This is a genomic window from uncultured Jatrophihabitans sp. (assembly GCF_964252635.1).
Taxonomy (GTDB): Bacteria; Actinomycetota; Actinomycetes; order Mycobacteriales; family Jatrophihabitantaceae; genus Jatrophihabitans.
The window spans coordinates 1-12,134 of record NZ_CAXUNP010000069.1; the positions used below are offsets into that span (position 1 = coordinate 1).

11 protein-coding genes are annotated in these 12,134 nt (G+C 72.4%); 1 reads left to right on the top strand and 10 read right to left on the bottom strand.

Annotated elements, in window-relative coordinates:
- Window positions 1-70: 70 nt before the first annotated feature.
- From ACFFCA_RS19015 to rpsO, 3 genes are all read right to left on the bottom strand, one after another.
- On the bottom strand, window positions 71-1,255 hold the full coding sequence (locus tag ACFFCA_RS19015; RefSeq protein ID WP_375487713.1) for an MFS transporter: 1,185 nt from the start codon (window positions 1,253-1,255) through the stop codon (window positions 71-73).
- 281 nt (window positions 1,256-1,536) lie between these two features.
- Complete coding sequence (locus ACFFCA_RS19020) at window positions 1,537-3,774, bottom strand: polyribonucleotide nucleotidyltransferase (protein WP_375487715.1); 2,238 nt, start codon at window positions 3,772-3,774, stop codon at window positions 1,537-1,539.
- Between the two features lie 276 nt (window positions 3,775-4,050).
- Window positions 4,051-4,320, bottom strand: a complete 270-nt coding sequence (gene rpsO, locus ACFFCA_RS19025) for a 30S ribosomal protein S15 (protein ID WP_375487717.1) — start codon at window positions 4,318-4,320, stop codon at window positions 4,051-4,053.
- A 205-nt stretch (window positions 4,321-4,525) separates the two neighbouring features.
- Here rpsO and ACFFCA_RS19030 point away from each other — a divergent pair, with 205 nt between their 5' ends.
- On the top strand, window positions 4,526-4,963 hold the full coding sequence (locus ACFFCA_RS19030; protein WP_375487719.1) for an SRPBCC family protein: 438 nt from the start codon (window positions 4,526-4,528) through the stop codon (window positions 4,961-4,963).
- A gap of 13 nt (window positions 4,964-4,976) precedes the next feature.
- On the opposite strand, the gene ACFFCA_RS19035 is transcribed toward ACFFCA_RS19030, so the two are convergent.
- The 7 genes from ACFFCA_RS19035 to infB all read right to left on the bottom strand — a co-directional run.
- Window positions 4,977-5,927: a bifunctional riboflavin kinase/FAD synthetase gene (locus tag ACFFCA_RS19035; protein WP_375487721.1), complete on the bottom strand. Its 951-nt coding sequence runs from the start codon at window positions 5,925-5,927 to the stop codon at window positions 4,977-4,979.
- 49 nt (window positions 5,928-5,976) lie between these two features.
- Complete coding sequence (locus ACFFCA_RS19040) at window positions 5,977-7,068, bottom strand: hypothetical protein (protein WP_375487723.1); 1,092 nt, start codon at window positions 7,066-7,068, stop codon at window positions 5,977-5,979.
- Window positions 7,069-7,085: 17 nt separating this feature from the next.
- Window positions 7,086-8,012 carry a tRNA pseudouridine(55) synthase TruB gene (truB, locus tag ACFFCA_RS19045; protein WP_375487725.1) on the bottom strand — a complete coding sequence of 309 codons (927 nt, stop codon included), beginning with the start codon at window positions 8,010-8,012 and terminating at the stop codon, window positions 7,086-7,088.
- Window positions 8,009-9,133 carry a hypothetical protein gene (locus tag ACFFCA_RS19050; protein WP_375487727.1) on the bottom strand — a complete coding sequence of 375 codons (1,125 nt, stop codon included), beginning with the start codon at window positions 9,131-9,133 and terminating at the stop codon, window positions 8,009-8,011. The genes truB and ACFFCA_RS19050 overlap by 4 nt, the downstream gene beginning before the upstream one ends.
- Before the next feature lie 73 nt (window positions 9,134-9,206).
- Window positions 9,207-9,647, bottom strand: coding sequence for a 30S ribosome-binding factor RbfA (rbfA, locus tag ACFFCA_RS19055; RefSeq protein WP_375487729.1), 441 nt, complete (start codon window positions 9,645-9,647; stop codon window positions 9,207-9,209).
- A gap of 44 nt (window positions 9,648-9,691) precedes the next feature.
- Window positions 9,692-9,991 carry a DUF503 domain-containing protein gene (locus tag ACFFCA_RS19060; RefSeq protein ID WP_375487733.1) on the bottom strand — a complete coding sequence of 100 codons (300 nt, stop codon included), beginning with the start codon at window positions 9,989-9,991 and terminating at the stop codon, window positions 9,692-9,694.
- Window positions 9,992-10,161: 170 nt separating this feature from the next.
- The coding region (gene infB, locus ACFFCA_RS19065) for a translation initiation factor IF-2 (protein WP_375487731.1) at window positions 10,162-12,134 on the bottom strand (1,973 nt) is incomplete at its 5' end.

The window sequence follows — 12,134 nt, forward strand, 5'->3', positions numbered from 1 at the left end:
CGACGATCAACTGCGGATTCTGGTCGATCTCCAGCCAGGATCCGCAGTTGATCACAAGGGACAGTCGGGTTCAGGTGGTGTCGGCGGGCCGGTCGGCGGCCACCGCGGCAGCGGTCGCGGGCCGGCGCAGCGTCTCGGGCGCGGCCAGCACGATCAGGGCCGGCACCGCGCAGACCGCACCGGCGACCAGGAACGACGCGGAGTAGCCGGCACCGTCCGCGACAGCGCCGGCCACGACCGGCCCGAGCACGGCGCCGAGGTCGCCCGACATCTGGAACACGGCCACCACGGTGCCGCCGCGGGCTCCGACGACGTCGCCCAGCACCGCACCGGGCGCCACCGAGTCGGCGGCGCCGGCCACCCCCAGCAGCACCGCCGCCAGGAGCAACCCGACCGCGGCCGGCACGCTCGGCAGCAGCACGAACGCCGCCGCGCCGATCAGCAGCCCGACGACGACCACCGGACGGCGGCCCCGGTTGTCGGCGACCCGTCCCGCGGGCAGCAGCAGCGCGCCGCTGACCACGCTGATGACGAGGAACGCGGCGTAGACCCAGCCCGCCCCGAGGCCGAGGCGGTCCTCGACGAACTGTGGCAGGACCGACGAACGCGCGCCGACCAGCGAGAAGTCGCCCGCGAACGAGGCGGCCAGCGCGGCGACGTAGGCGCGGTTGCGCAGGGCGGCCCGCAGTGCGAGCGGCGCGGTCGTCGTGGTGCGCGGGTTGGACAGCTCGCTCTTGCGCAAGGCGCCCAGGCCGAGCAACCCGGCCACGGTGAGCGTGCCCGCGTACAGGAAGAACGGGGCGCGCAGGGAGAAGGTGGCGATCGTGCCGACCGCCGGCCCGGCGATCAGCCCGATGAGGAACGAGCCCGCCCAGACGCCCTGGGCCCGGCCCCGCTGATGGTCGGGCGTGACCCGGATGAGCAGGCTGGCCGCGCCCACGCTGAACATGATCGAGCCGACGCCGCCGACCCCACGCAACGTCAGCAGCTGCCAGTAGTTCTGCGACAGTCCCGCCAGCGCGCTGGAGACCGCGACCACGCCGATGCCGGTGGCCAGCAGCACGCGTTCGCCGAGCGCGTTGACGAGCCGACCTACGAACGGGGCCATGAGCAGGCGCATCAGCGCGAACGCGCTGACGACGGCGCCGGCCGCGGCCTTGCCGACCCCGAAGTCCCGCGCGAACAGCGGCAGGGCCGGGGCCACGAGCCCGAACCCCAGCGCCACCATGAAGGCGACGCCGGACAGCGCCCGCACCTCGGTGGGCAGGTCGCGCAGTGGCGAGCGGATCGGTGTTCCCTTCGTTGCCGTCCATCGACGGTGTGCAGACGCGCGGGCCCGGGCCGGCGCGTCTGCACACCGTCGCGCGGAGGTGGGTCGAACGGCGGCGGGGGGGGGGGGCCCGGGCCGGGCGGGCGCGGGGCGCGGGCCGGCCCCCGCGGGGGGGGGGGGGGGGGGCCCACGGGGGGGGGGGCGGGGCCGCGGGCCGGCTCTGCGCGCGGCGCGGGCCCGGCCCCCGCCGGTGGTTCGGTGTCCGATCAGGCGTCGGCGGTAGCCGGGGCGTCCGTCGACTCGGCGGGCGTCTCGTCGACGAGCACCAGGCTGATCTTGCCGCGCTGGTCGATGTCGGCGATCTCGACCTGGATCTTGTCGCCGACGTTCACGACGTCCTCGACCTTGCCGACCCGCTTGCCGCGGCCCAGCTTGGAGATGTGCACGAGGCCGTCCTTGCCCGGCAGCAGCGACACGAACGCGCCGAACGCGGCGGTCTTGACCACGGTGCCGAGGAAGCGCTCCCCCACCTTGGGCATCTGCGGGTTGGCGATCGCATTGATGCGGTCGACCGCCTCGGAGGCCGAGGTGCCGTTGTCGGCGCCGACGTAGATGGTGCCGTCGTCCTCGATGGTGATCTGCGCGCCGGTCTCGTCCTGGATCGCGTTGATCATCTGACCCTTGGGCCCGATGACCGCGCCGATCTTGTCGACCGGGATCTTCACGACCGTGACGCGCGGGGCGTACGGGCTCATCTCGTCCGGGCCGTCGATGGCCTCGGCCATGACGTCCAGGATGTGCAGGCGCGCGTCGCGGGCCTGGGTCAGCGCCGCCGCCAGCACCTCGGACGGGATGCCGTCGAGCTTGGTGTCCAGCTGCAGGGCGGTGACGAACTCCCGGGTGCCGGCGACCTTGAAGTCCATGTCGCCGAACGCGTCCTCGGCACCGAGGATGTCGGTGAGAGCGACGTACTCGGTCTTGCCGTCGACGGTGTCGGACACGAGGCCCATGGCGATGCCCGCCACCGGCGCCTTGAGCGGCACGCCGGCGTTGAGCAGGCCCAGCGTCGAGGCGCAGACCGAACCCATCGACGTCGAGCCGTTGGAGCCGAGCGCCTCGGACACCTGGCGGATCGCGTACGGGAACTCGTCGCGGTTCGGCAGGACCGGGACGAGGGCCCGCTCGGCGAGCGCGCCGTGGCCGATCTCGCGACGCTTCGGCGACCCGACGCGGCCGGTCTCACCGGTCGAGTAGGGCGGGAAGTTGTAGTTGTGCATGTAGCGCTTGGTGCGGTTCGGCGAGAGCGTGTCGAGCTTCTGCTCCAGGCCCAGCATGTTCAGCGTGGTGACACCGAGGATCTGGGTCTCGCCCCGCTGGAACAGCGCGGAGCCGTGCACCCGCGGCAGCACCTCGACCTCGGCCGAGAGCGTACGGATGTCGGCCAGGCCGCGACCGTCGATGCGGACCTTCTCGCGCAGGATGCGCTGGCGCACGAGCTTCTTGTTCAGCGCGCGGAACGCGGGGCTGATCTCGTCGAAGCGGTCCTCGAACTGCTGGCCGAGGGTGTCCTTGACCTGGCTCTTGATGTCGTTGAGCTTGGCCTCGCGCTCCTGCTTGTCGGCGATGGTCAGCGCGCCTGCGACCTCGGCCTCCACCTCGTTGCGGACGGCGTCGTAGACTTCGTCGCTGTAGTCGAGGAAGACCGGGAACTCCTGGACGGGCTTGGCCGCCGAGTCGGCGAGCTTCTGCTGCGCCCGGCACAGCTCGGCGATGAAGGGCTTGCTGGCCTCGAGGCCCTCGGCCACGACCTCCTCGGTGGGACGCGTGGCGCCGCCCTCGATGAGCGCGATCGAACCCTCGGTGGCCTCGGCCTCGACCATCATGATCGCGACGTCGCCCGAGTCGAGCAGACGACCCGCGACGACCATGTCGAAGGTGGCGCGCTCGAGCTCGGTGTGGGTCGGGAACGCGACCCACTGGCCGTCGATGAGCGCGACGCGGGTGCCGCCGACCGGGCCGCCGAAGGGCAGGCCGGAGATCTGCGTGGACGCGGACGCGGCGTTGATCGCGAGCACGTCGTAGGCGTGGTCGGGGTTGAGCGCCATGACGGTGATGACGACCTGCACCTCGTTGCGCAGACCCTTGACGAAGGTCGGGCGCAGCGGGCGGTCGATGAGGCGGCAGGTGAGGATGGCGTCCTCGGACGGGCGGCCCTCGCGGCGGAAGAACGAGCCGGGGATGCGTCCCGCGGCGTACATGCGCTCCTCGACGTCGACGGTCAGCGGGAAGAAGTCGAAGCCCTCACGGGGCTTCTTGCCGGCCGTGGTGGCCGACAGCAGCATGGTGTCCTCGTCGAGGTAGGCCGCGACGGCACCGGCGGCCTGCTTGGCCAGCCGGCCGGTCTCGAAGCGGATGGTGCGCTTGCCGAAGTTGCCGTTGTCGATCACGGCTTCGGTCTCGAAGACGCCGGACTCGGCGCCTAGGTCTTGGGTGGACTCCGTCACGGAGTTGTCCTCTCGGTACGTGCCGGTGCGCACAGGCGACGTACGAGCTGCGCTGATCACTGATGCGTTGGATCTCAGTGGGTACCGGTCTTCGATCGAAGCGGCCGGACCACCCGATGGTGTTCCGGTTCGCCACTACCGAGGACCGGTCGTCAGCAGATCGGTCGGTCGCGGGGACGCGGCTGGTAGATCGCTGTGCGTCCGGCGGGGGTGTGTTGTTGTGATGCGGGTGCAATGCAGAAGGGGAGCGACTCGGACGAGTCGCTCCCCCGGTGGCTATCGGCGCAGACCGAGCCGCTCGATGATCGAGCGGTAGCGGTTGATGTCGACCTTGGCCAGGTAGTTCAGCAGCCGCCGGCGCTGGCCGACGAGCAGCAGCAGCCCGCGACGGCTGTGGTGGTCGTGCTTGTGCATCTTGAGGTGTTCGGTGAGATCCTTGATGCGCTGCGTCAGCAGCGCGACCTGCACCTCGGCCGAACCCGTGTCACCGTCGGCGGAGCCGTACTCGGCGATGATCTGCTTCTTGACGTCCTGAGCCAGGGGCACAGTGAACTCCTTCGATCGGTGCAGGCGCGCACCACCGGTCTGGATCACGGCGGTTGGATGAACGCGCGAGCGGGCAGCACCCTGCTCGGCAGAGCTGCATGCCGGACCCCACGATACCAGGGCACGGGTCGTCCCCCGACCCACCGGCGCCGACCTGCGCCCGGGCCCGCCCGAGCCGGGCCCGGCGCCCACCTACAGTGACGGCATGGCCCCCTTCGTCGTCACCGTGACCTCTCCCCTGCCGCCCGAGCAGGCCTGGGAGCGGGTGACGGACTGGCCGCGGCACGGTGACCACGTACCCCTGACGCGCGTCGCTGTGACCACGCCGGCGCCGGCCGGGGTCGGCACCGTCTTCGTGGCCCGCACGGGGAGCCGCCGGGTCGGTTTCGACGACATCATGGAGATCGTCGAGTGGGCCCCGCCCGCCGACGGCGACGCCGGGCACTGCCGCATCGAGAAGACCGGCCGGGTCATCCTCGGCTGGGCGGAGCTGACGGTCGAGCCGCTGGGCGCCGGATCGCGCACGACCTGGCGTGAGGAAGCGACCCCCGCCCACCTGCCCCGGTTCGCCGAACCGCTGGTGCGTAGGTCCACCCGCCTGCTGTTCGGCCGCGTCGTCCGCAGGCTGCTGGCCGACCGGTGACCCGTCGGACCTGCTACTGCATCAGCGTGCGGGTCTGCTCCACGTCGAGGGCCATCTGCGCGACGAGAGCGTCCACCCCGTCGTAGCGCTCCATGCCCCGTAGCCGGGCCACGAACTCGACACCGATGTTGGCGCCGTACAGGTCGGCGTCGAAGTCCAGCACGAATGCCTCGACCCGGCGCTGCCGGACGTCGAAGGTCGGGTTGGTGCCGACCGAGATCGCCGCCGTGCCCAGCGGTGGCGCGCCGGCCGTACGCCCCCACTCGTCGAGCAGCACGACCCGGCCGGCGTAGACGCCGTCGGCAGGGACGGCGGCCCAGTCGTCGGTGCGCAGGTTGGCCGTCGGGTAGCCGAGCTCGCGCCCTCGCCGGTCGCCCCGCTCCACGACGCCGTCGAGACGGTGCGGGCGGCCCAGCACCTCGGCCGCGGTCCGCACGTCGCCGGCCTGCACGCAGGACCGGACGTAGGTGGCGCTCAGCGTGGTGTCGTGCTCGGTGAGCAGGTGGTCGCCGCGCGCGCTGAACCCGAAGCGCCGGCCGAGCTCCTGCAGCGTGCCCACGTCGCCCTCGGCCTTGTGCCCGAAGCGGAAGTTCTCGCCGACGATGACGGTCGTGACGTGCAGGCGGTCGACCAGGGTGGCGTGCACGAACTCGGCCGGGCTGAGCTTGGACAGCTCCAGGGTGAACGGTAGGGCGCAGAACACGTCGACACCCAGCTCCTCCACGAGCTCGGCCCGTCGCACGAGGCTGGTGAGGACCGGCGGGTGCGCGCCCGGGCGCACCACCTCGGCCGGGTGCGGCACGAAGGTGATCAACACGCTGGGGACGCCCAGCTCGGCCGCCCGACCCACCGCGTCCGCGATGATCGACTGGTGTCCGCGGTGCACGCCGTCGAACACACCGATGGTGACGACGCTGCGTCCCCAGCCGGTCGGAACGTCCTTGAGGCCCTGCCATCGCTGCACGTGCGCACTGTACTGAGTCGGCACCCGGCCGGGGGTGGGCGGTCAGGCGTCAGGACCGCGGACGGAACGCCGGGGCGAGGGCCAGCTCGACGTCGCCCCAGCGGTGCCGCAGCTCGGTGCGCAACGACGCCGACAGCTCGGCCAGCGCCGGCAGCTCGGGCGAGCGAGCGGCGAGGCCGAGCCGGTGCAGCACCGTCGCGCGCCGGGTGGGGGCGGTGCGGTCCGGGTGGTGGGCGACGTCGTCCTGCAACGCCCGGTCGACGAACCAGGTCACCGACGTCAGGGCCCAGCCGACGGTGGCGGCCTCCAGGTCGCGTTCGAACGCGGCGTCACCGACCTCGGGCAACCCGTCCCGGGCGGTGCGGCGGTACGCCTCGACGGCGCGGTCGGCCGCGTCGTCCGGGATCGCCCACGAACACCAGCACGTGGGCCACGGGACGCGTAGGTAGGCGACGTCCCACGTGACGTGCCGCCACTGCGCGCCCTCGTAGTCGACGAGCAGGTAGCGGGCACCCCGCCGCACCGCGTCGTCGGGACAGGTGTCGACCGGTGACAGCGACGACGCCCCGTCGCCGCCCAGCCGGGTGGCGAGTCCCCGCAACTCGTCCATCGCGCCGGTGGGCACGCTGACGCCGAGCCGTGCGCACAGCTCCGGCAGCGCCGTCGCGGCGTCCCCGAGCTCACCGGTGACCCGGCTCCGGGACACGTGCAGTTCTCCCTGCCGCGCGGCCAGCTCGGCGACGAACCGGTCGCGCAGCGGGCGGGCGGCGGCGTGCAACCGCGCCACCGCCTCGGCCCATCCGCACAAGGCGTCGGCCGCGGCGTCCGGGTCGGCGCCGAGCAGCGCGTCGGCGACCGTGGGCCCGTCACCCAGGTCACTCATGACGACGACGCCCGTCGCGGCGTCGGCGGCCAGCAGCTGCGGTGCGAGCCCCGGCGGCAGCACGCGCAGGGCGGCCGTCTCGCGCACCCAGCCCTCGCCGGCGTCGAGGAAGCGCTTGACGACCGCGGTGTGGTCGGCGTCGGACGTCCGGACGCGGATCCGATCGACCCGGCAGCGCTCGCCGCCGCGCAGCCGCTCCACCGGCTCGAGCTGCGCGTCCGGCAGCAGGCGGCGCACCGGCTCCAGGTCGTCGCGCATCCGGTCGGTCTACCCCGTCAGCCCGCGGGGGTGAACACCAGCACGGGCCGCGCGCGACCGTCCCGGTCCTGCAGCAGCGCGACGGCCCGTCCCTGCTCGTCCAGTGCTCCGTGGGTCCCCGGGGCGCCGGTCGGCTCGAGGCTCCGGCCGAAGCTCAACTCGCGGGCCTCGTCGGTGTCGACGGTGCGGACGGGCAGAGCACGGGTGACCGCCGCGGCCAGCGGCAGGGTGACCGGGTGGTCGCGTTCGGCGAGCGCGTCGAGGGTCGCCGCGCCGTCGAGGGTGAACGGGCCGACCCGGGTGCGGCGCAGCGCGGTGAGGTGGCCGCCGGTGCCCAGCGCCGCGCCGAGGTCCCGGGCGAGGGCGCGGACGTAGGTGCCCGACGAACACTCGACGCGGACGTCGACGTCGAGCAGGTCCGGTGCGGGTCGGCTGACGCCCAGCGCCTCGAGACGGGTGACGGTCACGGGCCGCGACGCCAGCTGCGGCGCCTCCCCGTCGCGCACGCGCTTGTAGGCGCGTTCGCCGTCGACCTTGATGGCCGACACCGAGCTCGGTACCTGGAGGATGTCGCCGGTCAGGGGCTTGAGGGCGGCGCGCACCGCGTCCTCGTCGATCGCGGCGGCCGACGCACCCCCCGTGACGTCACCCTCCGCGTCGTCGGTGAGGGTGCTCTGCCCGAGCCGCACGGTGGCGTCGTAGGCCTTGTCCGCGAGCACCAGGTGGTGCAGCAGCCGGGTCGCGGTCCCGACCCCGACGACGAGCACGCCGGTGGCCATCGGGTCCAGGGTGCCGGCGTGCCCGACGCGGCGGGTACGCGCCAGGCGCCGCAGGCGAGCCACGACGTCGTGGGACGTCCACCCGGCCGGCTTGTCGACGACGACCAGGCCGTCGGGGGTGGGTGGCCGGTCCACAGGGCTGTCCGGGCCGAGGGCCGCGGTCACGTGCCGTTGACGGCGTCGATCGAGCTCGTGACCCACTGGCCGGACACCCGCACGACGGTGACCCGGTAACGACCGTCGGACACGACGGAGGTCTTGCCGTCCGCGGTGCGGTTGCCGGTCGCGGCGACGAGCATGACCAGGGTGTCCCCCAGCGCCCGCTCGACCGCGACGGCCGTGACCGATCCGCTGAGGTCGTAGCCACCGGCCGTGATCCGTTGGCGCGCCGTGGCTGACTGCTTGGCGAGGCTCGATCGCAGCGGATCGACGGCGCCCGCCAGGGCGGTGTTGTAGTCGGCGTCGTAGTGGTCGTGTCGCAGCGTGAGCACGGCCGTGACCTCGGAGCGGCCGGCCTCGGCGGCCGCGCGCAACCCGCTCGTGCCCGCCGGCAGGCCGGCGTTGCGGTCGGCGTCGAGCCCGGCGACGAGGTAACGGTTGCCCTCGCGCTGCATCGTCGCCGTCAACGTCACCAGGGTGGCCCGGGCCCTGCCTTTCGTGGAGTCGTCGGTCACCGACTGCGAACCGAAGATCAGCACCTTCGCGCTCTTGCCGTCCTTGGCCATCTCACCGATGCCTGCGGCGAGCAGGTTGAAGGTCTGGACGCGGTGCAGGCGACGGGCCGTTGCGGCCAGCGAGCCGGTGAGCGCGGTGCGGAACGACGTCCGGTAGGCACCGGTGGTGACGTTCTGACCGTTGCTGAGGGTGGTGTCGAGGCTGCGGTAGTCGTAGGCGGTCACGGCGACGACGTCGGACGTGGCACCCGCGACGAAGGCATCGGCAGCCGCGCTGTCGGTGACGGTCGCGGCGCTCTGGTCCGCCGCGGACGACGAGCTGCCGGCCCCGCCGGAGCCGCCGCTGCGGTCCCGCACGATGAGGAAAACGGCGATGACGACCGCGACCACGACGACGCCCGCCGCGGCGAGGTGCCATCGGCGCCGGCCGCCACGTCGCGCCCGGGCGTGCGCCGGCCCCGGGGACACCACGTCCTCGGTCGCAACGTCCTCGGTCGCAACGTCCTCGGTGGGGAGTTCCTCTGCGGGCTCGTCCGCGGTGGGCACGGCATGACGCGGCGCAGGTCGCGGCCGGGGGGCCGGGGGCGCGGGTTCGTCGTCGATGTCGGCCATGGCGCGCGTCAGCCTGCCACCTGTTCGGGCAACACGCACGCACCACGGCCCGCTCGAGCGTGGTGCCGGTGGCTCAGTCCTCGTCGTCGCTCTCGACGCGCGGCTTGCGGTAGGGGTCGGCCTCACCGGCGGGCTGCGCGCCCTGACGGGCGGCGGCCAGCTTGGCGTCCTCGGCCGCGGCCGCGGCGAGCAGGTCCTCGAGCTGGCGGGCGTTGTCGGGCAGGGCGTCGAGCGTGAAGGTCAGCGTGGGGGTGAACCGCACGCCGGTCTGGCGGCCGACCTCGCTGCGCAGCACGCCCTTGGCGGATTCGAGAGCCGCGGCCGAGGCGACGCGGTCCTCCTCGTCGCCGAGCACCGTGTAGAAGATCGTGGCGTCGTGCAGGTCGCCGGTGACCCGGACGTCGGTGATCGTCACCATGCCGAGTCGGGGGTCCTTGATCTGACGCTCGATGACGGTGGCGACGATCTGCTTGATGCGTCCGGACATCCGGCGGGCGCGGGCGGCGTCGGCCATGTCGTGCTCCTTCGTTGTGGTGGTACCCGATGAGTCCAGCTGGGTCAGTCCAGGTCGTCGTCGTCGAGCACCCGGGTGCGCGTCGAGAGCAGCTCCAGTTCCGGCCGGCCCGCGACCAGGCGCTCGCACGCGTGGAGCACCTCGACGACGTGGGCCCGCTCACCGGCGACCAGCGACACCGAGAACTCGGCCCGCCGGTGCAGCCCGGCATCCCCGGTCTCTGCCGCCGAGACCTCGAACCTGCGGCGCAGCTCGGCGACCACCGGCCGGACCAGGGACCGCTTCTCCTTCAGCGAATGCACGTCGCCGAGCAGGCAGTCAGCGACCAGCACACCTACGACCACACCAGCCACCCCTTCCAGCCAGGGCCTCGACCGAACCACGACAGCAAGATCAACGACCAGAGCGCAACGAGAGAGCCGAGCAGACGAACGCGACGAGGTGGCGGGATGAGGGCCGTCCGACCGGTTATAAATCCTTGGCGTTCGGTCGAACGGCCCTCATCACGCGGAACCTAGGAGCGAGGCTTCTCGCGCAGCTCGAACGTCTCGATGACATCGTCGATCTTGATGTCGTTGTACGAGCCGAGCCCGATACCGCACTCGTAGCCGTCACGGACCTCGGTGGCGTCGTCCTTGAACCGCTTGAGCGACTCGACGGTGAGGTTGTCGGCGACGACCGAACCGTCGCGCACCAGCCGCGCCTTGCTGTTGCGGCGGATGAGCCCGGTGCGCACCAGCGAACCGGCGATGTTGCCGATCCGCGGCACCCGGAAGACCTCGCGGACCTCGGCGGTACCGAGCTGCACCTCTTCGTACTCGGGCTTGAGCATGCCCTTGAGCGCAGCCTCGATCTCCTCGATGGCCTGGTAGATCACCGTGTAGTACCGGATGTCGACACCCTCGCGCTCGGCGAGCTCGCGGGCCTTGCCCTCGGGCCGCACGTTGAAGCCGATGACGACGGCGTCCGAGGCGATCGCCAGGTTGACGTCGTTCTCGGTGATCGCGCCGACGCCACGGCTCACGACGCGCAGCGAGACCTCTGCGCGGTCCTCGCCGATGTCGATGTTGACCAACGAGTCCTCGAGGGCCTCGACCGAACCGGACACGTCACCCTTGATGATCAGGTTGAGCGCCTCGACCTTGCCCTCGGCGAGGGCCTGGTCCAGGTCGTCCAACGAGACCCGACGCCGGCTCGACGCGAGCTGTGCGTTGCGCTCCCGCGCCTCGCGACGGCTGGCGATCTGCCGGGCGATCCGGTCCTCCTCGACGACGAGGAACGAGTCACCGGCGCCGGGCACCGAGGTGAGACCCAGCACCTGCACCGGCCGCGACGGGGTCGCGACGTCGACGTTGTCGCCGTTCTCGTCGAGCATGGCGCGCACGCGGCCGAACGCGTCGCTGGCCACCACCGAGTCACCGACGTGCAGCGTGCCGCGCTGCACGAGCAGCGTGGCCACCGGCCCGCGACCGCGGTCGAGCCGGGCCTCGATGACGATGCCCTGCGCGTCCTGGTCGGGGTTGGCCCGCAGGTCCAGCGCCGCGTCGGCGGTGAGCAGGACACCCTCGAGCAGGTCGTCGATGTGCAGGTTCGACCGCGCCGACACGTCGACGAACAGGGTGTCGCCGCCGTACTCCTCGGCCACCAGCCCGTACTCGGTGAGCTGCTGGCGCACCTTGGCCGGGTTGGCGTCCTCCTTGTCGATCTTGTTCACCGCGACGACGATCGGCACGTTCGCAGCCTGGGCGTGGTTCAGCGCCTCGATGGTCTGCGGCATGACGCCGTCGTCGGCCGCGACGACCAGCACGACGATGTCGGTGGTCGCCGCCCCGCGGGCACGCATGGCGGTGAACGCCTCGTGACCGGGGGTGTCGATGAAGGTGATCGGGCGGTCCTGGCCCTCGTGCTCCACGTGCACCTGGTAGGCGCCGATGTGCTGGGTGATGCCGCCGGCCTCGTCGCCCATGACGTTGGTCTTGCGGATCGCGTCCAGCAGGCGCGTCTTGCCGTGGTCGACGTGACCCATGACGGTGACGACCGGCGGGCGGGCCGTGAGGTCGTCCTCCGCGCCCTCGTCGTCGCCGAAGGTGAGGTCGAAGCTGTCGAGCAGCTCGCGGTCCTCGTCCTCGGGGCTGACGACCTGGATGCGGTAGTCGAGCTCGGCGCCGAGCAGCTGCAGGGTCTCCTCGTTCACCGACTGCGTCGCGGTGACCATCTCACCCAGGTGGAACATCACCTGGACGAGCGAGGCCGGGTTGGCGTCGATCTTGTCGGCGAAGTCCGACAGCGAGGCACCGCGCGGCAGGCGCAGCGTCGAGCCGTTGCCGCGCGGGACCTGGACGCCACCGGGCGTCGGAGCCGACATGTTGTCGAACTCCTGTCTGCGCTGCTTCTTGCTCTTCTTGCCACGGGCCGCGGGGCCACCGCGGCGGCCGAACGCGCCGGCCGTCTGGGCGCCACGGCCGCCGCGACCGGGGCCGCCGGGGC